Origin of the sequence: Pseudomonas abyssi (assembly GCF_002307495.1) — a bacterium.
Classification (GTDB): Bacteria; Pseudomonadota; Gammaproteobacteria; order Pseudomonadales; family Pseudomonadaceae; genus Halopseudomonas; species Halopseudomonas abyssi.
The window spans coordinates 1-21,286 of the sequence record NZ_NTMR01000038.1; the positions used below are offsets into that span (position 1 = coordinate 1).

Sequence of the window (21,286 nt, forward strand, 5' to 3'; positions counted from 1 at the left end):
CACTTGGTCATTGAGACCACCCTCCGTGTGTCTCTGTAACCACTGTTCTTGAGCCTCTGACGCTATCGGTTGCGGGCGAACTTCCCTACAATGCGCGGCTTTTGCCGAGAAAGCTCCGCGTTATGAAGTCGCTGGCTGATCTGTTTGTTGTCGTACTGCTGTGCCTGTTTGTTTCTACCTCGTTTGCTGATGCGCCGACCAGTTTCTCTGCGGCCAAGGCGACCGCCAAGCGTGAGGTCTTTGTGGATGAGCGGGCGGTCAGGCAGGGCGATCTGTATTGCGGGTGTCGCTGGGATTGGGTCGGACGGTCCGGTGGCCGGGTTGATGCCAGCTCCTGTGGTTATGAGACGCGCGCCCAGCAGGCGCGGGCAGGGCGGATCGAGTGGGAGCATATCGTCCCTGCCTGGGTGTTTGGCCATCAGCGACAGTGCTGGCAAAACGGCGGGCGGCGCAATTGCGTGGTGAACGATCCGCTGTTCCGGGTGATGGAGGCGGATATGTTCAACCTTTACCCGGCTGTGGGGGAGGTCAACGGTGATCGCAGCAACTTTCAGTATGCGATGATTGGTCGGGCGCCTGCGCAGTACGGCGCCTGCACCTCAAAAGTCGATTTCCAGCAACGGGTGGCCGAGCCTCGGGACGAAGTGAAGGGGCTGGTCGCGCGGGTTCACTTCTACATGTATGACCGCTACGGCTTATCGATGTCTCGTCAGCAGCAACAGTTGCTGATGGCCTGGAGTCGTCAGTACCCGGTGACCGAGTGGGAACGGGAGTGGAGCAACCGTACGGCGCGGGTCATGGGTCACAATAACCCCTTTGTCACGGGCGAGCGGTCCTGGACGCCGGGGCACAGGCCTACCCGCGATGGTCTGGTGTCTCCAGTGCCTGCTGTCAGGCACGAGGCAGCCGCCGGCAGCCGCGGCGGTATCATCGGTAACCGCAACAGCAAGGTGTATCACTTGCCGTCAGGGTGCCCGAGCTATGACCAGGTCGCGGCGCGCAACCAGGTGCAGTTCGAAACCGAGGCGGCCGCAGTGGCTGCCGGGTTCAGGAAGGCCGGTAACTGCAGCGGTTGACGGCTTGATACCGGCCGCTGGGCGCAGCGCGGCTGGCTAGGTACACTTGCCTATCAAGACAGCCGTGGTGGGTGGCCGGCTGAATGCGCTCCAGGCTGACCTGTCGTGCTTTGCTCTCGCACCGGCATGGGATGTCGAGTCGCGCGATCTGGCGCATACCGCTTTGCATGCGCCATCGGCGCAAGCGCCTGAGTAGGGGCTGTGACTCATCAGGGAGAGCGTTCGATGTTCAGTTTTTTGCGTCAACGGCTGATAGCTTATCGCCGCGAACCGGTGCCCATGCCGCCGGTGGATGAGCGTCGTCTGGCGCTTTGGCGAGCGCTGTCCGAGCTGTTTCTGGATACCGAGCCAGACGATGTCACCTTCGATTACATCGCCCGAGTAGTTCGGGAAAGCGGCTATCTGCCCATGCAGGTTAAACAGGTGCTTTGGGCAGAGCTGTTTCCAGTGCTTGCAGGCAATCTGCGCTCGGTTGCCGGGGAATGGGCAGGCTGGTCGGATGACTGGTTGCTGGCCCACATCAAGCCGGTGACCGAGCTGGCGCCGCTTGGCGGCCGTGGTGGCGTGGCGCGGGAGATACGGCGCTGCTGGCAGGCCGTGGCACTGCGATTGCCGTCTGACTTCGAGTAGCATCACGGGCCATCGAGTGGTCATTGCAGGCCCAGAGGAGATTGGCGTGGACTTTCAGACTATCCCGATTGTGCGGATTTTCGATGAACAGAAAGCGAGGGATTTCTACCTCGGTTTTCTCGGTATGACGCTGGATTGGGAGCACCGTTTTGAACCGGGGTACCCGCTCTATATGCAAGTATCGAAAGGCTCGCTGGTACTGCACTTGAGCGAGCATTCGGGCGACTGCTCGCCGGGCAGCAAATTGTTTGTCAATGTCAGTGATGCGCGGGCGTTACTGGCGGAGCTGCAGACAAGGCCTTACGCCTACTGCCGCCCCTCGCTGGAGTTGGCAGCCTGGGGCGACTATGGCTTTCAGGTGGTGGACCCTTTCTCCAACCGTATCTGGTTCAATCAGCCCGAATGATCGGCGCGCCAGGGCGCTGATCAACGGATCAGACGCTCTCGCGCCATTCGCGTGCCAGCACGGCAACCAGCTCCGCCGCCGGTAGCTGACGGGCCAGCGCGGCGCCCTGGCCGGCCCAATGCGCGGCAAAGGCGTGATTACCCTGTTGGCTGGCGGCGGCGTGCAGCTGTTTGGCGGCGTCGTAGGCGATGGGGTAGTCCGGCGGCACGGGCGTGTCGGCGCCATCACAGAACCGTATCAGCTCGTTGACGATACCGCGTGCCGGGCGGCCGGAGAACGCGCTGGTCAAGCGGGTGTTCCGGGCATGTTCGCTCGACAAGTTGGCGCGGTAGGCCGCTGGCGCGCAGGACTCCGGGCACAACACAAAGGCGGTGCCGAGCTGGGCTGCGACAGCGCCTTGGGCTAGGGCGCTAGCGACCTGCTGGCCATTCATGATGCCGCCGGCGGCGATAATGGGCAGCGTGATGTGTTGGCTTAGCAGCGCAAGCAGTGCCGAGGTGCCCAACTGCTCATCGTCTGCGCAGGAATCAAACATGCCTCGATGACCGCCGGCCTCGATCCCCTGAGCGACGATGGCGTCGATGCCGGCTTGCTCGATCAACTGCGCTTCGTGCAGGTTGGTTGCGGTCGCCAGCAGGCAGATACCGGCGTCTTGCAGTGCCTTGATGCGTTCTGCAGTAGGCAGGCCGAAGTGGAAGCTGACGACCGCCGGCCGCTGTTCGAGCAGCAACTCCAGCGTCTCGTCGTCCTCTACAAAACTGCGGTAGATCTCGCTTAGTGCTTCAGGGGGCTGCGCCCCGGCGCGGTGAAACAGGGGGGCAAGATGCTCCAGCCAGGCAGCCTCCCGCGCGGCGTCGTGCACGGCAGGTGCGTGACAGAACAGGTTTACGTTGAATGGCCGAGAGGTCAGGGCGCGGGTTTGCGCCAGTGCGCTGCGGGCCTGCTGAGCGTTGCCGGCACCGATGGCGATGGAGCCCAGACCGCCGGCATTGGATACCGCTGCTGCCAGCTCCGGGGTGGATACGCCCGCCATCGGGGCTTGAATCAGGGGCAGCTCGATGCCGAGGCGCTCCAGCAGGGGGGAGGTCGGGCGCATATTGTCTCCTGGTTGTTGATGTGTTCTGTTTTGGAGAATATTATTTAATAAATATTCTTTCAATGAGAATTAAATGGACAGCGAAACCCTGCGTATTTTTTCTGCCGTTGCGGCCGAACTGAGCATTACACGCGCAGCGGCGCGTTTGGGGCGTGCGCCCTCCAACGTCAGCACGCGGATTCAGCAGCTGGAGGGTGAGTTGGGCATCGAGCTGTTCAGCCGTGTTGGTAAGCGCATGTCGCTATCGGCCGCTGGCGAGCGCTTGGTCGAATATAGCGCCCGATTGCTGGCCCTGGAGGAGGAGGCGCGACATGTCGTCAGTGCTGGCGGGCACGCCGGCGGCTTGCGCATCGGCAGCATGGAAAGCACCGCGGCTGCGCGCTTGCCCGCGGTGTTGGCGAGCTATCATCGGCACTATCCGCAGACGCGCCTGCAGCTGCAGACGGGGCCGTCGCGGCCATTATTGGAAAAGGTGCGCAACGGTCAGCTGGACTGCGCCTTCGTTGCTCTGCCGGCGGACTTCGGTGGCCTGGACGGCCTGTCTGAGCTGGGGCTGCAAGGGTGTGCAGTATGGCGTGAACAGCTGTTGCTGGCGCTGCCGGCCGATGCGTTGCCAGCGGAGGGCGTTAGCGGCATTGTGCTGCGTTCGCTGGCGGCGTTTCCTCAGGGGTGTACGTATCGCGGCATCGCTGAGCAATGGCTGGGCGTGCCGGGCTCGCTCGAGTGGCGGGTGCAGGAGATGAATTCCTATCACGCGATGATTGCCTGTGTGGCGGCAGGCACCTGTGTCTCGTTGTTGCCTGAGAGTGTGTTAATGCTCAGCCCGGCCCATCGCCAGCTGCAGACGCTGCCGGTGGTGCAGGCCGATACCCTGCTGGTCTGGCGACAGCACTACGCCACGCCCGCATTCGAGCGACTGCAGACGCTGTTGCCGGAGGCCCCTGATGCACCGGCAGTCTGACCTGCGCAGCGCGGCTGAGGCGGCGCTGATTCTGGTGATCGGTATGGGCTTTGGTCGCTTTGCCTTTACCGCGCTATACCCGCTGATGGTCGAGGAAGGCGTGCTGACGTTGCAGGGCGGCAGCCTGGCAGCCTCGGCCAACTACGCCGGCTATTTGCTCGGTGCGCTGCTGCTGATGTGGACGCGCAGTCATCGGGCGCACCTGCTGTGCGTCGTGGCCATGCTGGGGACATCGGCTTGCCTGGCGGCGCTGGCCGTGGTCACCGCGACCTGGGGCATCGTGGTTGTGCGGCTGCTGGCGGGTGTGCTGAGCGCGGTGGCGATGGTGGCTGGCTCGCTTTGGTTGTTTGAGCATCGCCGGCAGTTTGCCGGTGCGCCGTTACTGTATGCCGGGGTCGGTCTGGGGATTGCTGTGTCTGCCGAGCTGCTGGTGGTGGGTGGCGCGTTTGGCTTGCACAGTGCAGGCTTATGGCTGCTGCTGGGCGCTGTTTGCTTCGCTTTGAGTCTGCTGGCGTTGCCTGGTCTGCTGCTCGATCGGGCTGTGGTCGCTGCCGCCCCAGGTATGGCGTCAGGGCACAGCGCCGCGCCGGTCGCCGCCTGGCCCCTGGTGGTGCTCTACGGCTTGGCGGGGTTGGGCTACATCGTGACGGCAACCTATCTGCCGGTGCTGGTGCGCGACAGCTTTCCGGACCTGAACGCAGCCCATGTCTGGGCGGTTTTCGGGTTGGGTGCGGCACCATCCTGCTTTGTCTGGCACCGGGTCAATCAGCGGCTGGGGTCGCGCGCCGCACTGCGGGTAAATCTGCTGATTCAGGCCGTTGGCGTCGCGCTGCCAGCCATGTTGCCGACGACGACTGGCTTTTTGCTGAGCGCCTTGCTGGTCGGCGGCACCTTCATGGGCACGGTTACCATCGCCATGCCGGCCGCGCAGCAGGCTGCCCGTCACGCGAAGATCAACCTGATGGCCGTCATGACCCTGGCCTACGGGGTGGGCCAGATTGCTGGCCCCTTGATGGCCGACCGGCTGCACACTCTTTTTCTCAGCTTTAACGGCGCCTTGCTGGCTGCGGCTGCGGCGCTGATCCTGGCCGCACTGCTGACGTTACGCCTGTGACGGCGTGACGAGCTCGCCCGCGCATTCCTGCACGGAGATGGCGCCGCCATGCCGCGGCAGACAGGCTACTTGGGGAACAGCGCGGTAACGATCAGTCGCGTGCCAAGGCCTTGCGGTCCGTTATCTGTGCTGTCCACCCAGTAGCGCAGGCCGTCACCGATACTGAACAGTTGCCCGCCGATGGGCACCACCTTGGATATCAAGACGTTGAGCGGCACCGCGCTGTCGTGATTTTCCCAGTCGTGGGTGGTTTCGCTGTTCAGGGTGTAGGTGACCGCCAAGGGTGTGGTGTAACTGGCGAAGGGCTGGATAAAGGTGCTGTTGATGTCGGCGCGATGACCGGCGTCGGCTACATCGACCAGATGATTGAACAGCAGCCCTACCGTCCACGGGCCGCTTTGGCGCAGGGCAACGCCGGTTGGACCTGCAGCCCAGGTGTCCGCAGTCAGCTCGTCCTCCGAGCCGGTAGGCAGCAGCATGGCCGGTCCGGCGCCCCAGATCCAGCCGCCGGCTGTAGGTTCCTTGGGTGGAAAGAACAGGCTCTGCACGGTGTCGCCGGTGCCGGTCTGGCTGCCTGCCCCGGGGAATACATCGCTTTGATGTGTTACCGGCAGGATGGTGCGCGAAATCAGATTCCAGTCTTCGCTGATCGAAATAGGAATGACCGGCTGAATATTCAGTGTGTGCCGTTCACCGTCGTTGTCTGGCCCGATGTGGTGATCGTAGTTGTACTGAAACGGCACACTGATCAGCGCCGCGACCGGGTTGCTGAGCGACTTCGCCAGATCCAGCGCAGCGGCGTCTGCCTGCGCGTTGGACGCCATGGCGGCGGCTATCAAGGCGGTGGTGCTGCGCGCAATGGTGTTGAACACGCCGGCCTCTCCCTGGAAGCGTTGAGGTTTGTCATTTCAGCGTAGACGGTTTGTCGGCGATGTCCGCATCGGTATAGGCAATGGCGTGAGAGAATTGGCCATTCAGCACATTGATAGCGCTGCGATCATGTCACGCCTAGTGGTTTCGGACTGGGTCGTGATCGGTGAGACTGCCTGAAATGCCTGATCCAGAGGCGTTTCCCTTGCCCCAGGCAAGACCGAATAACAAGAGAGGTCAGCTCATGCAACAGCCACAACAGGCGAAGAACGCCTGGCGGGTACTCTTCCTGCTGTTCCTGGCGAACATGTTCAACTTTTTCGATCGGACGATCCCGGCCATCATTATCGAGCCGCTGCGCATGGAATGGGATCTCAGCGACTTTCAGCTGGGCCTGGGTGGCACGGCCTTCACGGTCGTGTACGCGCTGGCCGGTATTCAGCTGGGGCGTATGGCAGACGTTGGCTCGCGCCGCAAGATCATGGGCTGGGGGCTGGCGGTCTGGAGTGGCTTTACCGCGCTGACCGGTGCTGCCTGGAACTTCTGGAGCTTCCTGATCATTCGCATGGGCGTGGGGGTCGGAGAAGCCAGCTACGCTCCCGCTGCCAACTCCCTGATCGGCGATCTGTTCCCGGCGCACAAGCGCGCCCGGGCAATGGGTATTTTCATGCTCGGCTTGCCCCTCGGTCTGCTCTTGGCCTTCTTTACGGTTGGTGCCATGGTCGAGGCCTTTGACAGCTGGCGCGCGCCCTTCTATATCGCGGCGATACCAGGGCTGCTGCTCGCGGTGTTCGTCTTCATGATCAAGGAGCCCGCACGTGGCGCCGCTGAGGTGGTCAGGACCAGCGCTGCGCCGGTCGACAAGCCCATGCGCAAGATCTTTGCAGTGCGTACCTTCTGGTGGCTGACGCTGGCGGGGCTGGCGTACAACTTCGCGTCCTATGCCTGTAATTCATTCATGGTGCCGATGCTGCAGCGTTACTTCCATCTGTCTCTGCAGGAGGCTGCTGTCTCTACCGGCGTCATCGTTGGTGTTACCGGCCTGGTTGGCCTGACAACGGGCGGCTGGATTGCGGACAAGGTGCACCAGCGCTGGGCGACCGGGCGACTGATGTTTGGCGCAATCAGCATGCTGATCGCTGCGCTGGCGACGGGTTATGCACTGCTGCAGGAGGAGATCGAGATCAGTCTGTTCATCGCGGTGTTCTCGATTGGCTGGCTGTTCTCCTACAACTACTTCACCAGTGTGTATACCGCAATTCAGGATGTCATTGAGCCGCGTCTGCGTGGCACGGCTGTCGCACTGTTCTTCGCGTGCCTGTATCTGCTGGGCGGCGGCATGGGGCCGGTGGTGGTGGGCTTGCTGTCGGATCAGTTTGCCGAGGCGGCGCGGGTGGCTGCAGGTGCTGCTGAGATGAACGAAGTGTTCAAGGCGCAAGGTCTGCATGATGCAATGATCTCCATCCCGGTTGCGCTGCTGGCGGCTATGGCAGCTCTACTGATGGGCGCGCGCTACTTTGTTGCCGACTCCAAGAAAATGGAAGCGGCGATGGCTGCCGATGAGCCTGAAGAGGCGTCGGACCAAGCGCCTGCGACGGCGTGAGCTGATCACTGAGTGACAAAAAAACCGGCACCGGCCGGTTTTTTTGTACATGTTGCCGGCAGGCCGCTGCCGGAGATTCTCAGGGCGCTGGGCGTCGGGGCAACGAAGGTGGACTGGGCAGGGGCTAGGTCGTGCTCAGGTAGGGCAGGCAGGTTGCAGGGTATTCAGCAGATTGCCGACCTTGGTCAAGGTTTCCTGATACTCCAGCTCCATGATCGAGTCAGCGACGATGCCGCCGCCGCCCCAGCAGTGAATCCGGTCGGCATGGCAGACCAGGCTGCGAATGGCAATATTGAAGTCCATCTGACCTTCACAGCCCAGATAGCCGACGCTACCGCAATACAGACTGCGGCGTACCGGCTCCAGCTCCTCGATGATCTGCATGGCGCGGATCTTTGGCGCGCCGGTGATGGAGCCGCCCGGGAAGGCGCGCATCAGCAGATCAATGGCATCGCAGTCGTCGCGCAGCTGGCCGGTGATGCTGCTGACCAGGTGGTGCACGTTGGGATAGCTTTCCAGGCTGAACAGCTCCGGCACGCGGATGCTGCCGGGTTTGCAGCTACGGCCAAGATCGTTGCGTAGCAGGTCAACGATCATCAGGTTTTCGGCCCGATCCTTGGCGCATCCCTGCAGCTCGTTGGCCAGCGCCCGGTCGCTTGCCTGGTCTGCGCCGCGCGGACGGGTGCCCTTGATCGGGCGGGTTTCTACCCGGCCATCCTGCACCTGAATAAAGCGCTCGGGCGACAGGCTGAGCAGGGTGCCCTGTGCGGTTTCAAGGTAGGCCGCGAAGGGGGTCGGGCTGCGTTGTCGCAAGGTGGCATAGGCGGCCAGCGGGTCGCCGCTGTAACGGCTGCTGAAGCGCTGCGCCAGGTTTATCTGGTAGCAGTCACCAGCGTGGATGTACTGCTGAACGCGATCAAAGGCTGCCGCATAAGCGGCTTTGTCTTGATCCGCCTGGAAGGGTGCCAGCAGCTGGAACCTACCCAGCGTCGCTGCTGGTTGCTGCAGTCGGTTCAGCAGGGCTTGCCGGCGTGAGCTCGGCACACTCGGATGACATACCAGCCAGCTGCGCTGCTGCTGGTGGTCGCTGACCACCGCCCAGTCGTACAGCCCGAAAGCGAGAGCGGGCAGCGCGATGTCGTCGCAGGCCAGGCTGGGCAGGGCCTCAAGCTGGCGACCGTAGTCATAGGCCAGGTAGCCCAGCAGACCGGCGCCAAAGGGCAGGGCTGTGTCGCTGGGCCAGGCTGCCGGGCCAAGCCGTTGCAGCGCCTCGCGCAGCAGACGGGCGGTCTGCTTGGCAGGTTGCTGGTCGCTGATCTGTAGCAGCGGGCCGGCGCTCAGCAGACTGTAGCGGCCAAGCTGGTAGCGCGGGTCAGCGGAATCGAGCAGGACGGTGGCGCCGAGGCTGCGCACGGCGTTCAGCCGTGGCAGTGGATCTGCCTGGTAAACCAGCTCGTGGAGCTGGTATTCAGGCATGGTGGGACTCGTCGATCATGCGTTGCTGGCGTTGGCTTCGTCACTCGACAGCGGTGCATCCGGCAGCTTGGCGAAGTGTTTTTGGGAAAAGGCCACGCGCTCTTCGGCGCTTTCCTCGCGACCTTCCTTCTTTAGCTGGGCCAGGTGTCGCTCGACCATATGGCAGCGGGTGGTCAAGCCGGCATCGTTGGCGATCTGGATGTTCAGGCCCGGACGGGCGTTGAGCTCCAGAATCAGTGGGCCCTGATCCTGGTCAAGCACCAGATCCACACCGATATAGCCTAGGCCCGATAGCTCGTAGCAAGAGGCGGCCAGATGCATGAACCCGTTCCAGTCCGGCAGCTGCACGCCATCGACCGGGTTGGTGGTGTCCGGGTGCTTGCTGATGATCTTGTTCAGCCACGTGCCCTTGAGGGTGATGCCGGTGGCCAGGTCGACGCCGACGCCGATGGCGCCCTGGTGCAGGTTGGCCTTGCCGCCGGACTGGCGGGTGGGCAAACGCAGCATCGCCATCACCGGGTAGCCCATCAGGCAGATGATGCGGATGTCCGGCACGCCTTCGTAGCTGATGCTTTTGAAGATCTGGTCCGGGGTTACGCGGTACTCGATCAGCACGCGATCACGGTGGCCGCCCAGTGAGTACAAACCGGACAGGATGCTGGAAATGTGGTGGCCGATCTCGTCGCGGCTGATAATTTTGCCGCCGACGGTTTTGTACATCCCCTCAAAGCGGTCGGCGATGACGATAATGCCGTCACCGCCGGCGCCCTGGGCCGGTTTGATTACAAAGTCGCGGTGCTCGGCGACAATGCTGTCGAACTTGTCGAAGTCCTTTTCCGTATCGATGATGCCGTACAGCTGCGGTACATGGATACCGGCGGCGATGGCGCGCTCCTTGGTCAGGATCTTGTCGTCTACCACCGGATACAGGTGCCGCTTGTTGTACTTGAGCACGTAGTCCGCGTTGCGGCGGTTGATGCCCATGACGCCGGCCTCGGACAGCGCCTTCCAGGTTTTCCAGAACATGCGGCCTCCTCAGCTCTTGGTCAGCGCCTTGAAGCGCATCAGCTCGGTGAGACGGTAGCCGCGGTAACGACCCATCGCCAGCATGAAGGCCACCAGAATCAGCAGCACGGCCGGGAAGGTGAACACGAAGTAGGTCAGTTCCGGAATGGTCATCAGCAGGTGCGCCAGGGTGGCGGCAACCAGCGTGCCCAGAGCGGTTTTCAGCGATTGCGCGCCGCCGCGTTCTTCCCAGGTAATCGACAGACGCTCGATGGTCATGGTCAGAATCACCATCGGGAACAGCGATACCGACAAGGCTTTCTCCAGGCCCAGTTTGTGGCTGAACAGGCTGATGGCGGCGATCACCAAGACAACAAAGGTCAGCACGATGGACAGGCGTGGCAGCATCTGCAGCTTGAGGTGTTCAAGGTAGGAGCGCAGCGACAAACCGAGGGCGGTGATCACGGTGAACAGGGCGATACCCCAGCCCAGTTCGGTCTCGCGGAAGGCCAGGGCGATCAGCACCGGCGTAAAGGTACCGAGTGTCTGCATGCCGATCAGGTTACGCAGAATCAGAATGACCAGCACCCCGACCGGGATCATGATCATCACCTGATACACGCGCTGCGCCTGCAGCGGCAGGCCATACAGGGAGTATTCCAGTAGCGCAGAGGCACTGTTCTGGGTGGTCAGCTTGGCCAGACGCAGGGCGTTCATTTCGCTGTTGCTGACGGTCAGCGTCACGCTGGCCTGACGGCCGCCTTCCAGCGCCAGCATCGGGTTGCTGCCGGTCCACCAGACCAGGCGGTTGTCCGGGATGCCCTGTTGGCCAGTCTCCGGGTGGAAATACAGCCAGCGTTCGCCGTTGTAGCTGCGTAGCCAGAGCTCGGGGGATTGCGCCTCGGTATTCTCCAGGCGAATGGTGTGTACCAGCTCCAGCGGAATACGTGCGTTGGACAGCAGCAGCTCGATCACTCGTGCCTTGTCCATGGCGCTGGTGCCGCCGGCCAGCAGTAGCTTGACGTTGTCGTCGGTGATGTCGTTCACCCGGCGAATGGTCTCGCTGATAAAGGTTTCGATATCGGCCGAGTGCTGGCGGATCGGGTTGATCAGCGCGTCAGCGGCAACCTGCTCCGGGCCTTCCAGCTGTACCGGTTGCGGTGCTGGTGGCGGCGGCGCCTTGGCCTGCTCTTCGCTGTAACGCTGGGTCAGTACCAGACGGTAGTAGAGCGTCTGCGTGCCGCTGGCGCGGCGTGAAGACCAGGTCACCCGACGGTTGCCGCCCTGGTTGTTGATATTCACGCCGTAGTTGTTGGAGATAAAGCTCTCATTCAGGCTGACGTAATCCTGATTGAGCGGCGGAATGAAAAACTGCGCCTTGATCGGGGTACCGGGCACTGCACGAAACTCGACCTTGGCATCCAGGCTCCAGATGTCATCGGTTTCGTCTTCGGTTACGGGTATATCGAGGAAGTAAATCTGGTAGCCGGTGATAAGGACGCCAAGGCTGACCAGTACGGCGATCAGGATCTTCAGGTGCAGATTTATTGATTGCATAGTTATCTCAACAACTGTTGTAGGTCCGCCTGACCTTTTACCGTCCTGGCAGGCGCAGCGAGCTGGCCGCATCTTAGCATGCGCACAGGGCGCCTCGTAGAGGTTGCGTACAGCATTTAGGAAGCACTGGTCAATTCCACACGCCCTCTGCGAGTGTTCAAGCTGGGCTGCACTCTGCGTTGTGATTTCTCGACAGGTCCCGACATGCCTTCGAAACCACTCCTTGATTGCAGCCCAGCCTGAACGCCAGAGGGCATGCGGAATTAACCAGTGCTTCCTTTAGCCCTCCGGCAGACAGTCTGTCGCGGGTCCAGTTCCCCAGCGGGTGCGAGCTTGCGCGCTGTGCGGGGTTCTTTTTGAGCATAGTTCAACCTATGCGACTTATGGATTGTTGACAATGTTGCGGAGTGTGGCGCAGAATTTTGCTGTTTTCTGGGCTCTGCTGCTAAGGATTGTAGACAATTGATGGAAGCAACTCTGGATGGGCCAACGCAAACCCTGTCTGACGGCGCCTTCGAGCGTATTCAGGCCGCCATCGTCAAAGGCGAGATCGCGCCGGGCACACGTATCAGTGAGCAATACCTGTCGACCACCTTCGGCATTGGTCGCGGCCCGCTGCGCGAGGCGATTCGCCGACTTGAAGGCCGTCGCCTGGTGGTGCGCATTCCTCACGCCGGGGTGCGGGTGGTGTCGCTCGACTACGCTGAATTGATCGAGCTGTATCACGTTCGTGAAGCGTTGGAAGGCATGGCCTGTCGCTTGGCTGCGCAGAACATGACGGAAGACGAGATCGCTGCACTGCGCGATGTGCTTGCCATGCACGAGCAGCACAGCGGGCTGAAGGCCAACAAGTCCTACTATCAGCAGGAAGGCGATCTGGATATCCACTATCTGATCGTGCAGGGCAGTAAGAACCGTACCCTGAGTCACATGCTCTGCGATGAGCTCTATCAGCTGGTACGCATGTACCGCTACCGCTTCTCGACCACCCCCAAACGGCCGAAGCAGGCCTTTGCCGAACACCACAACATTATTCAGGCCATTGCCGATCGCGATGGCGAGCTGGCGGAAATGCTGATGCGCCGTCATATCAGCGCATCACGCCGCAATATCGAGCGTCGACTGCAGGAGCAGGGCGATGCCGTCACTTCCCAAGGAGGAACAGTCTGATGTCGAAAACCCCGGGTAAACGTTTCCGCGAAGCACTTGCTGCCGAAAGTCCGTTGCAGGTCATTGGTGCCATCAACGCCAACCACGCGCTGCTGGCCAAGCGTGCCGGCTTCCAGGCTATCTACCTGTCAGGTGGCGGTGTGGCTGCCGGCTCGCTGGGTCTGCCGGATCTGGGTATCAATACCCTGGAAGACGTGCTGATCGACGTGCGTCGCATCACCGATGTCTGCGACTTGCCGCTGATGGTCGACATCGACACCGGCTTTGGCCCGAGCGCGTTCAATATCGAACGTACCGTCAAGAGTCTGATCAAGGCCGGCGCTGCGGCTGCCCACATCGAAGACCAGGTTGGCGCCAAGCGCTGCGGTCACCGCCCAGGCAAGGAAATTGTCTCCACCGAAGAGATGGCTGATCGGGTACGCGCGGCCGCCGATGCCAAGACCGATCCGGATTTCTTCCTGATTGCCCGCACCGACGCCATTCAGGCCGAAGGCGTGGATGCGGCGATCGAGCGCTGCAAGGCCTACGTTGAGGCTGGGGCCGACGGCATCTTCGCCGAAGCTGCCTACGATCTGCCGACCTACGAGCGCTTCGTCAAAGAGCTGAACGTGCCGATCCTGGCCAATATCACCGAGTTCGGTGCCACGCCGCTGTTCACCCGTGAAGAGCTGGCCTCGGTTGGCGTTGCTATTCAGTTGTATCCGCTGTCTGCCTTCCGCGCTGCCAACAAGGCTGCCGAGAATGTGTACAACGCCATTCGTACCGAAGGCCATCAGCAGAACGTGATCGACACCATGCAGACCCGTGCCGAGCTGTACGATCGCATCGGTTATCACGCGTTCGAGCAGAAGCTGGACGCCCTGTTCGCCGCCGGCAAAAAGTAAGTATTGGCACTGGCCCCGCGGGACGGGGCCGGCATTCATCTATAAAAACGATCCGTGAGGAGATCAACGCCATGACGTCCAACACCGAGACCCCGACGTTCAAGCCGAAGAAGTCCGTTGCCCTGAGCGGCACGGCTGCCGGCAACACCGCACTGTGCACCGTCGGCCGCAGCGGTAACGATCTGCACTACCGTGGCTACGACATCCTGGATGTCGCCACCACCTGCGAGTTCGAAGAAATCGCCCACCTGCTGGTCCACGGCAAGCTGCCGACCATCGCCGAGCTGACTGGCTACAAGGCCAAGCTGAAAGCCCTGCGTGGCCTGCCGGCTGCGGTCAAGACTGCCCTTGAGCAGCTGCCGCCGTCTGCCCACCCGATGGATGTGATGCGTACCGGTGTCTCCGTTCTGGGCTGTGTGTCCCCCGAGAAGGACGATCACAACCACCCGGGTGCCCGTGATATCGCCGACAAGCTGATGGCCTCCTTCGGTTCCATGCTGCTGTACTGGTACCACTTCAGCCACAACGGCAAGCGCATTGACGTCGAGACCGACGACGACTCCATCGGCGGCCACTTCCTGCACCTGCTGCACGGCGAGAAGCCGCGTGAGTCCTGGGTGCGTGCCATGCACACCAGCCTCAACCTGTACGCCGAGCACGAATTCAATGCCTCTACCTTTACCAGCCGTGTGATCGCCGGTACCGGTTCCGACATGCATTCGTGCATCGCCGGTGCGATTGGTGCCCTGCGCGGTCCCAAGCACGGTGGCGCCAACGAAGTGGCCTTCGAGATTCAGAAGCGCTACGACAATCCGGAAGAGGCAGAGGCCGACATCCGCGCCCGCGTCGAGAAGAAGGAAGTGGTCATCGGCTTTGGTCACCCGGTTTACACCGTCTCCGACCCGCGCAACAAGGTGATCAAGGACGTGGCTCGCGAGCTGTCCGCCGAGCAGAGCAACACCAAGATGTATGACATCGCCGAGCGTCTGGAAAGCGTGATGTGGGAAATCAAGAAGATGTTCCCCAATCTCGACTGGTTCAGCGCCGTGAGTTACCACATGATGGGCGTGCCCACCGCGATGTTTACGCCGCTGTTCGTGATTGCCCGTACCGCCGGCTGGTCCAGCCACGTGATCGAGCAACGCATCGACGGCAAGATCATTCGTCCGAGCGCTAACTACGTTGGGCCGGAAGATGTGCCGTTTGTCGCGCTCAAGGATCGTAAATAACAATGACTACTACCGTGAATAGCCAATACCGTGAGCGCCTGGCCGGTACCGATCTGGATTACTTCAACGCCCCGGCGGCGGTGAATGCGATTCAGCCCGGTGCCTGGGCCAAGCTGCCCTATACCTCCCGGGTGCTCGCGGAGCAACTGGTGCGCTGCTGTGATCCGGCTGATCTGACTGCATCGCTGGAGCAGCTGATCTACCGCAAGCGCGATCTGGACTTCCCCTGGTATCCGGCCCGTGTGGTCTGTCACGACATTCTCGGTCAAACCGCACTGGTCGATCTGGCTGGCCTGCGTGACGCCATCGCCGAGAAGGGTGGTGATCCGGCCAAGGTCAACCCGGTGGTGCCGACGCAGCTGATTGTTGACCACTCGCTGGCGGTAGAAGCCGCGGGCTTCGATCCGGATGCGTTCGAAAAGAACCGCGCCATCGAAGACCGTCGCAACGAAGATCGCTTCCACTTTATCGAGTGGACCAAGACCGCGTTCAAGAACGTCGACGTGATTCCGGCCGGCAACGGCATCATGCACCAGATCAACCTGGAGAAGATGAGCCCGGTGATTCAGGCGCGTGGCGGCCTGGCGTTCCCCGATACCTGCGTCGGTACCGACTCGCATACCCCGCACGTTGATGCCCTGGGCGTTATCGCTGTTGGCGTCGGCGGCCTGGAAGCCGAGACCGTGATGCTGGGTCATCCGTCGATGATGCGCCTGCCCGACATCGTCGGTGTCGAGCTGACCGGCAAGCGTCAGCCCGGCATCACCGCGACCGACATCGTTTTGGCGATCACCGAGTTCCTGCGTCAGGAGCGGGTGGTGGGTGCCTACGTCGAGTTCTTTGGCGAAGGTGCAGACAGCCTGACCATCGGTGACCGTGCCACTATCTCCAACATGTGCCCCGAGTACGGTGCCACGGCCTCGATGTTCTACATCGACGGCCAGACCATCGACTATCTCAAACTCACCGGTCGCGAGCCCGAGCAGGTGGCGCTGGTCGAGACCTACGCCAAGGAGCTGGGGCTGTGGAGCGATGCGCTGAAAACCGCCGAGTACGAGCGCGTGCTGCGTTTCGATCTGGGCAGCGTCGTGCGCAACATGGCTGGCCCGTCCAACCCGCACCGTCGCCTGCCGACCTCGGCGCTGGCCGAGCGCGGTATCTCCGACGAGGCCAAGTGGGAGGCGGGTAAAGAGGAAGAGGCTCATGGCCTGATGCCCGATGGCGCTGTGATCATCGCCGCCATTACCAGCTGCACCAACACCTCCAACCCGCGCAACGTAGTAGCGGCCGGTCTGCTGGCCAAGAAAGCCAATGATCTCGGGTTGGTACGCAAGCCGTGGGTAAAATCCTCGTTTGCGCCCGGTTCCAAGGTGGCCAGGCTGTATCTGGAAGAGGCGGGTCTGTTGCCGGAGCTGGAAAAACTGGGCTTCGGTATCGTTGCCTACGCCTGCACCACCTGTAACGGCATGTCCGGCGCGCTGGACCCGAAAATTCAGCAGGAAATCATCGACCGCGATCTGTACGCCACCGCGGTGCTGTCCGGTAACCGCAACTTTGATGGTCGTATCCATCCGTACGCCAAACAGGCGTTCCTGGCGTCGCCGCCGTTGGTGGTGGCCTATGCGATTGCCGGTACCGTGCGCTTTGACATCGAGCAGGACGTGCTGGGCACCGACAAGGATGGCAATCCGGTCACCCTGAAAGACCTGTGGCCGAGCGACGAAGAGATCGACGCCATCGTCGCCTCCAGCGTCAAGCCGGAGCAGTTCCGCCAGGTCTACATTCCGATGTTCGATCTGGGCAACGTGCAGGAGGCTGAAAGCCCGTTGTATGACTGGCGTCCGATGTCCACCTACATCCGTCGTCCGCCGTATTGGGAAGGCGCGCTGGCGCGCAAGCCGGCGCTCAAGGGTATGCGTCCGCTGGCGATCCTGCCGGACAACATCACCACCGACCATTTGTCGCCGTCCAATGCGATCCTGCTGGATAGCGCGGCGGGTGAATACCTGCACAAGATGGGCCTGCCGGAGGAGGACTTCAACTCCTACGCCACCCACCGTGGTGATCACCTGACCGCGCAGCGCGCCACCCTGGCCAACCCCAAGCTGTTCAACGAGATGGTGCTGAACGACGACGGCAGCGTGCGTCAGGGCTCCCTGGCCCGGGTCGAGCCGGAAGGCAAGGTCATGCGCATGTGGGAAGCCATCGAGACCTACATGGAGCGCAAGCAGCCGCTGATCATCGTTGCCGGTGCCGATTACGGTCAGGGTTCGTCCCGTGACTGGGCGGCCAAGGGCGTGCGTCTGGCGGGGGTTGAAGTGATCGTGGCCGAAGGCTTCGAGCGCATTCACCGTACCAACCTGGTGGGCATGGGCGTGCTGCCGGTCGAGTTCAAACCGGGTACCACGCGCCTGACGCTGGCGCTGGACGGTACCGAGACCTATGACATCAAGGGTGAAGTATCGCCGCGCTGCGATCTGACCCTGGTGATCAATCGCCGCAATGGTGAGGTGGTAGAAGTGCCGGTGACCTGCCGTCTGGATACCGCTGCCGATGTCAGTGTGTACAAGGCGGGCGGGGTGCTGCAGCGCTTCGCCAAGGACTTCCTTGAGTCAGAGCAAGGTTGATCCAGTACCGGGGCGCTTGCGCCCCGGTGTTCTTTTCAGGAGACGTTTTCATGGCTCATGCAGCCCAAGTCAAAATTCCCGCTACCTACATTCGTGGCGGTACCAGTAAAGGCGTGTTCTTCCGTCTGCAGGATCTGCCCGAGCGCTGTCAGGTGCCGGGCGAGGCGCGTGACAAGCTGTTCATGCGCGTGATCGGCAGCCCCGATCCGTACAGTGCGCACATCGACGGCATGGGCGGCGCCACCTCGTCGACCTCCAAATGCGTGATTCTGTCGAAAAGCAGCCAGCCCGAGCACGACGTCGATTACCTGTACGGTCAGGTCTCGATCGACAGCGCCTTCGTTGACTGGAGCGGCAACTGCGGCAACCTGTCGACCGCTGCGGGTGCCTTTGCCATTCACGCCGGTCTGGTTGATCCGGCGCGAATTCCGCAGAACGGCACCTGCGTGGTGCGCATCTGGCAGGCCAATATTCAGAAAACCATCATCGCCCATGTGCCGATCACCAACGGTGAAGTGCAGGAAACCGGTGATTTCGAACTGGATGGCGTGACCTTCCCGGCGGCTGAAATCGTGCTGGAGTTTATTGATCCGTCCGACGACGGTGAGGAGGGCGGCTCGATGTTCCCCACCGGCAATCTGGTCGACGACCTCGAAGTGCCCGGTGTCGGTACCTTCAAGGCGACCATGATCACTGCGGGTATCCCGACCGTGTTCGTCAACGCCGAAGACATTGGCTACAAGGGCACCGAGCTGCGCGAAGACATCAACAGTGATCCAGCCCAGCTGGCCCGCTTTGAGCAGATTCGTATCGCCGGCGCGCTGCGTATGGGGTTGATCAAAACGCCGGAAGAAGCCGCCCAGCGTCAGCACACGCCGAAGATTGCCTTCGTGTCGCCGCCCAAGACCTATCAGGCCTCCAGTGGCAAGCAGATCGAGGCGTCTGACGTTGATCTGCTGGTGCGGGCGCTGTCCATGGGCAAGCTGCACCACGCCATGATGGGCACCTGCGCGGTCGCCATCGGCACCGCAGCAGCCATTCCGGGCACGCTGGTCAACCTGGCTGCCGGTGGTGGCGCGCCCGAGGCGGTGCGTTTTGGTCACCCGTCCGGGTCGCTGCGCGTGGGCGCCGAGGCCAAGCAGGTCGACGGTCAGTGGGTCGTCACCAAGGCCATCATGAGCCGCAGTGCGCGGATCCTGATGGAGGGTAACGTCCGGGTGCCCGGCGACGCGTTCTGATGTGCTGAACTGTGCCGCGTGCTAGGCTCGTTCGACTCTGGTAACGCGGTGGAGCAATTGCATGAATCTGAATCTGTCGGGCCGGCGTGCGCTGGTCTGTGGTGCAAGTCAGGGGCTGGGCGAGGCCTGTGCCCGTCAATTGGCCGAGCAGGGCGCAGAGGTGGTATTGCTGGCCCGTTCGCTCGACAAGTTGCAGTCGGTGCGCGATAGCCTGGCAACCGGGCATGGTCAGCGCCACAGCGTGCTGGCGGTTGATGCCCACGATCGCGCGGCGCTGACACGCGCGCTGGTCAACGAGCTGGAGCAGGGCGGAGCCATCCATATCTGGCTCAATAACACCGGTGGCCCGGCGCCTGGGCGTGCCAGTGACGCCGAGCCTGATGCCTATGCCGCTGCACTCACGCAGCACATGGTGCATGCCCAGGTCATTCTCAATCACCTGCTGCCGGGAATGCGCAGCGCCGGTTACGGGCGCATCCTCAATGTGCTGTCCACTTCGGTCAAGCAACCGCTGGCCAATCTCGGGGTGTCCAACACGGTGCGGGCTGCTGTCGCCAACTGGGCCAAAACCCTGGCGTCGGAGCTGGGCGCTGATGGCATTACTGTCAACAACGTGCTGCCCGGGCTGACACAAACGCCCAGACTGGACAGCCTGATTGCCAATACCGCCGCGCGCAGCGAGCGGTCGGTCGAGCAGGTTGCCAAGGCTATGGCGGCCAGCGTCCCGGTAGGGCGCTTTGCCGAGCCGGCCGAGTTTGCCAATGCCGTCGGCTTTCTCGCCTCGCCAGCGGCTGCCTATATCAATGGCATCAATTTGCCGGTGGATGGCGGCATGACCGGTTCGCTCTGACCGTCTGCGCGCAAACAAAAACGCCCGGCACTGGCCGGGCGTTCTTATGTCTGCGCCTGCACTGTGCTTAGCTGTGCAGATGCTCGCAGGCGTGCAGGGTATTCTCCAGCAGGCAGGCGCGGGTCATCGGGCCGACACCGCCCGGTACTGGCGTGATCCAGCTGGCGCGCTCGGCTGCCGGGCCAAACTCCACATCGCCAACCAGGCGGCCGTCCTCCATGCGGTTGATGCCTACGTCGATGACGATAGCGCCCGGTTTGATCCACTCACCCTTGACCAGTCCCGGTTTGCCGGCGGCAACCACAACCAGGTCGGAGCGGCGCACGTGCTCCTCCAGACTCTTGGTAAAGCGGTGGGTAACGGTCGTGGTGCAGCCGGCCAGCAGCAGCTCCAACGCCATCGGGCGGCCAACAATGTTGGAGGCCCCGACCACCGTCGCGTCGAGGCCGTACAGGTCGACGCCAGTGCTGTTGAGCAGGCGCACGATACCCATCGGGGTGCAGGGGCGCAGCAGCGGCATGCGCTGGGCCAGGCGGCCGATGTTGTAAGGGTGGAAGCCGTCCACGTCCTTGTCAGGACGGATGCGCTCCAGCAGCTGGGAGGCGTCAAGATGAGCCGGCAGCGGCAATTGCACCAGAATGCCGTCGATGGCGGGATCGTCGTTCAGGCTGTCGATCAGGTCGAGCAGCTCTTGCTGGCTGGTTGTGGCCGGCAGGTCGTGCGAGCGTGACAGGAAGCCGACTTCCTCGCAGTCCTTGCGTTTGTGGGACACATATACCTGGGAGGCCGGGTCGCTACCGACCAGGATCACTGCCAGCCCCGGCAGGCGCAGGTTGTTGAGCTTGCGTTCGGCAACTTTGGCGGCGATGTCCTTGCGGAGGTTGGCGGCAATCTGCTTGCCATCGATGAGTTTGGCGTTCATGGGGTTCCTGACGCAGAAAAAAGTGGCGCTATTGTGGCATGCCGGACCCTGCGGAAAAAGGCCGGGCGGGGCAGGTTGTCGGAAAACTGTGCCGCGCCGAGCGGCTGCCGGTGTTTTATCGGTAGAGCAGCTTAACTTGCTCTTGTGATTAAATTTTTTTGAATGCGGCGTTGACGTGGGCGAGCGTGCTCAGTATTATTCGCCCCGCTTCACAAACACAGCGATACCGGTTTGGAAGGCGACCAGGCAGCGCCGATTGAACGTCACAAGTCAGTCGGATACGCCGTCCGCAAGGGCAGTCGTATGCACAGGGCGCCCGTAGCTCAGCTGGATAGAGCATCCGCCTTCTAAGCGGATGGTCGCAGGTTCGAGTCCTGCCGGGCGTGCCATTTGGCAAGGCTGTGTGGTCAGAAGCATGTAGTGGTGGGCGTAGCTCAGTTGGTAGAGCACAGGATTGTGACTCCTGTTGTCGTGGGTTCGATCCCCATCGTCCACCCCACTATTTTGTAAAAAATGCCAGGCCCAGCCTGGCGTTTTTGTTTCAAGCTCCGAATGCGGACGTGGTGAAATTG

Annotated in this window: 18 protein-coding genes and 2 tRNA genes; 14 read left to right on the plus strand and 6 right to left on the minus strand. The window is 62.1% G+C overall.

From position 1 onward, the window contains the following. Positions 1-122 precede the first annotated feature (122 nt). The 3 genes from CNQ84_RS19345 (at position 123) to CNQ84_RS19355 (ending at position 2,112) form a co-directional block, all read left to right on the plus strand. A complete protein-coding gene (locus CNQ84_RS19345; RefSeq protein ID WP_096006418.1) occupies positions 123-1,076 on the plus strand; it encodes an endonuclease in 954 nt (317 codons plus the stop codon). Positions 1,077-1,301: 225 nt separating this feature from the next. After that, a complete protein-coding gene (locus CNQ84_RS19350; RefSeq protein WP_342745789.1) occupies positions 1,302-1,706 on the plus strand; it encodes a DUF7079 family protein in 405 nt (134 codons plus the stop codon). Between the two features lie 46 nt (positions 1,707-1,752). Then, positions 1,753-2,112, plus strand: a complete 360-nt coding sequence (locus tag CNQ84_RS19355; protein ID WP_096006419.1) for a glyoxalase superfamily protein — start codon at positions 1,753-1,755, stop codon at positions 2,110-2,112. A 28-nt stretch (positions 2,113-2,140) separates the two neighbouring features. On the opposite strand, the gene CNQ84_RS19360 is transcribed toward CNQ84_RS19355, so the two are convergent. Next, entirely contained in the window at positions 2,141-3,208 is a 1,068-nt protein-coding gene (locus CNQ84_RS19360) for an NAD(P)H-dependent flavin oxidoreductase (protein ID WP_096006420.1), read from the minus strand. A gap of 73 nt (positions 3,209-3,281) precedes the next feature. Between CNQ84_RS19360 and CNQ84_RS19365 the strand changes: the two genes are divergently transcribed. Then, positions 3,282-4,169, plus strand: a complete 888-nt coding sequence (locus CNQ84_RS19365) for a LysR substrate-binding domain-containing protein (protein WP_096006421.1) — start codon at positions 3,282-3,284, stop codon at positions 4,167-4,169. Continuing rightward, positions 4,153-5,283, plus strand: a complete 1,131-nt coding sequence (locus CNQ84_RS19370) for a YbfB/YjiJ family MFS transporter (RefSeq protein ID WP_096006422.1) — start codon at positions 4,153-4,155, stop codon at positions 5,281-5,283. The genes CNQ84_RS19365 and CNQ84_RS19370 overlap by 17 nt, the downstream gene beginning before the upstream one ends. 65 nt (positions 5,284-5,348) lie before the next feature. Here CNQ84_RS19370 and CNQ84_RS19375 read toward each other — a convergent pair whose 3' ends face one another. After that, complete coding sequence (locus CNQ84_RS19375; RefSeq protein ID WP_245841546.1) at positions 5,349-6,155, minus strand: transporter; 807 nt, start codon at positions 6,153-6,155, stop codon at positions 5,349-5,351. 242 nt (positions 6,156-6,397) lie between these two features. Here CNQ84_RS19375 and CNQ84_RS19380 point away from each other — a divergent pair, with 242 nt between their 5' ends. Beyond that, complete coding sequence (locus tag CNQ84_RS19380; protein WP_096006423.1) at positions 6,398-7,756, plus strand: spinster family MFS transporter; 1,359 nt, start codon at positions 6,398-6,400, stop codon at positions 7,754-7,756. A gap of 135 nt (positions 7,757-7,891) precedes the next feature. Here the strand turns inward: CNQ84_RS19380 and pabB are convergent, their stop codons facing one another. From pabB to rloB, 3 genes are read right to left on the minus strand one after another with little or no spacing between them, the layout of a single operon-like run. Then, positions 7,892-9,232: an aminodeoxychorismate synthase component I gene (gene pabB / locus CNQ84_RS19385; protein ID WP_096006424.1), complete on the minus strand. Its 1,341-nt coding sequence runs from the start codon at positions 9,230-9,232 to the stop codon at positions 7,892-7,894. A 15-nt stretch (positions 9,233-9,247) separates the two neighbouring features. Then, positions 9,248-10,258 (minus strand): alpha-L-glutamate ligase-like protein, encoded by a 1,011-nt coding sequence (locus tag CNQ84_RS19390; RefSeq protein ID WP_096006425.1) that lies wholly within the window; start codon positions 10,256-10,258, stop codon positions 9,248-9,250. A 9-nt stretch (positions 10,259-10,267) separates the two neighbouring features. Next, positions 10,268-11,794 (minus strand): osmotic stress tolerance membrane protein RloB, encoded by a 1,527-nt coding sequence (gene rloB / locus CNQ84_RS19395; RefSeq protein ID WP_096006426.1) that lies wholly within the window; start codon positions 11,792-11,794, stop codon positions 10,268-10,270. Between the two features lie 465 nt (positions 11,795-12,259). Here rloB and CNQ84_RS19400 point away from each other — a divergent pair, with 465 nt between their 5' ends. The 6 genes from CNQ84_RS19400 (at position 12,260) to CNQ84_RS19425 (ending at position 19,792) form a co-directional block, all read left to right on the plus strand. Next, positions 12,260-12,964: a GntR family transcriptional regulator gene (locus CNQ84_RS19400; RefSeq protein ID WP_090475132.1), complete on the plus strand. Its 705-nt coding sequence runs from the start codon at positions 12,260-12,262 to the stop codon at positions 12,962-12,964. Next, a complete protein-coding gene (gene prpB / locus CNQ84_RS19405; RefSeq protein ID WP_096006427.1) occupies positions 12,964-13,848 on the plus strand; it encodes a methylisocitrate lyase in 885 nt (294 codons plus the stop codon). Before CNQ84_RS19400 ends, prpB begins: the two co-directional genes overlap by 1 nt. A 71-nt stretch (positions 13,849-13,919) precedes the next feature. Beyond that, positions 13,920-15,077 (plus strand): bifunctional 2-methylcitrate synthase/citrate synthase, encoded by a 1,158-nt coding sequence (gene prpC / locus CNQ84_RS19410; protein WP_096006428.1) that lies wholly within the window; start codon positions 13,920-13,922, stop codon positions 15,075-15,077. Positions 15,078-15,079: 2 nt separating this feature from the next. After that, positions 15,080-17,704 (plus strand): Fe/S-dependent 2-methylisocitrate dehydratase AcnD, encoded by a 2,625-nt coding sequence (gene acnD / locus CNQ84_RS19415; RefSeq protein WP_096006429.1) that lies wholly within the window; start codon positions 15,080-15,082, stop codon positions 17,702-17,704. 50 nt (positions 17,705-17,754) lie between these two features. Beyond that, complete coding sequence (gene prpF, locus CNQ84_RS19420; RefSeq protein WP_096006430.1) at positions 17,755-18,942, plus strand: 2-methylaconitate cis-trans isomerase PrpF; 1,188 nt, start codon at positions 17,755-17,757, stop codon at positions 18,940-18,942. Between the two features lie 61 nt (positions 18,943-19,003). Continuing rightward, the gene (locus CNQ84_RS19425) at positions 19,004-19,792 is read left to right on the plus strand and encodes an SDR family oxidoreductase (RefSeq protein WP_096006431.1); all 789 of its coding nucleotides are present in this window, start codon (positions 19,004-19,006) and stop codon (positions 19,790-19,792) included. Between the two features lie 67 nt (positions 19,793-19,859). On the opposite strand, the gene folD is transcribed toward CNQ84_RS19425, so the two are convergent. Next, positions 19,860-20,714, minus strand: a complete 855-nt coding sequence (gene folD / locus CNQ84_RS19430; RefSeq protein WP_096006432.1) for a bifunctional methylenetetrahydrofolate dehydrogenase/methenyltetrahydrofolate cyclohydrolase FolD — start codon at positions 20,712-20,714, stop codon at positions 19,860-19,862. A gap of 312 nt (positions 20,715-21,026) precedes the next feature. Here folD and CNQ84_RS19435 point away from each other — a divergent pair. Beyond that, positions 21,027-21,103: transfer RNA gene (locus tag CNQ84_RS19435), tRNA-Arg, on the plus strand. A 34-nt stretch (positions 21,104-21,137) separates the two neighbouring features. Then, positions 21,138-21,213, plus strand: a tRNA-His gene (locus CNQ84_RS19440). Positions 21,214-21,286 lie beyond the last annotated feature (73 nt).

Bases quoted from the DNA above. Each gene is read 5' to 3' on its own strand.
- prpC (WP_096006428.1), top strand. From the start codon at position 13,920: ATGACGTCCAACACCGAGACCCCGACGTTCAAGCCGAAGAAGTCCGTT.
- prpB (WP_096006427.1), top strand. From the start codon at position 12,964: ATGTCGAAAACCCCGGGTAAACGTTTCCGCGAAGCACTTGCTGCCGAA.
- CNQ84_RS19365 (WP_096006421.1), top strand. From the start codon at position 3,282: ATGGACAGCGAAACCCTGCGTATTTTTTCTGCCGTTGCGGCCGAACTG.
- CNQ84_RS19345 (WP_096006418.1), top strand. From the start codon at position 123: ATGAAGTCGCTGGCTGATCTGTTTGTTGTCGTACTGCTGTGCCTGTTT.
- CNQ84_RS19425 (WP_096006431.1), top strand. From the start codon at position 19,004: ATGAATCTGAATCTGTCGGGCCGGCGTGCGCTGGTCTGTGGTGCAAGT.
- acnD (WP_096006429.1), top strand. From the start codon at position 15,080: ATGACTACTACCGTGAATAGCCAATACCGTGAGCGCCTGGCCGGTACC.
- pabB (WP_096006424.1), bottom strand. From the start codon at position 9,232: ATGCCTGAATACCAGCTCCACGAGCTGGTTTACCAGGCAGATCCACTG.
- CNQ84_RS19360 (WP_096006420.1), bottom strand. From the start codon at position 3,208: ATGCGCCCGACCTCCCCCCTGCTGGAGCGCCTCGGCATCGAGCTGCCC.
- CNQ84_RS19380 (WP_096006423.1), top strand. From the start codon at position 6,398: ATGCAACAGCCACAACAGGCGAAGAACGCCTGGCGGGTACTCTTCCTG.
- rloB (WP_096006426.1), bottom strand. From the start codon at position 11,794: ATGCAATCAATAAATCTGCACCTGAAGATCCTGATCGCCGTACTGGTC.
- CNQ84_RS19390 (WP_096006425.1), bottom strand. From the start codon at position 10,258: ATGTTCTGGAAAACCTGGAAGGCGCTGTCCGAGGCCGGCGTCATGGGC.
- CNQ84_RS19350 (WP_342745789.1), top strand. From the start codon at position 1,302: ATGTTCAGTTTTTTGCGTCAACGGCTGATAGCTTATCGCCGCGAACCG.
- CNQ84_RS19400 (WP_090475132.1), top strand. From the start codon at position 12,260: ATGGAAGCAACTCTGGATGGGCCAACGCAAACCCTGTCTGACGGCGCC.
- folD (WP_096006432.1), bottom strand. From the start codon at position 20,714: ATGAACGCCAAACTCATCGATGGCAAGCAGATTGCCGCCAACCTCCGC.
- CNQ84_RS19370 (WP_096006422.1), top strand. From the start codon at position 4,153: ATGCACCGGCAGTCTGACCTGCGCAGCGCGGCTGAGGCGGCGCTGATT.
- prpF (WP_096006430.1), top strand. From the start codon at position 17,755: ATGGCTCATGCAGCCCAAGTCAAAATTCCCGCTACCTACATTCGTGGC.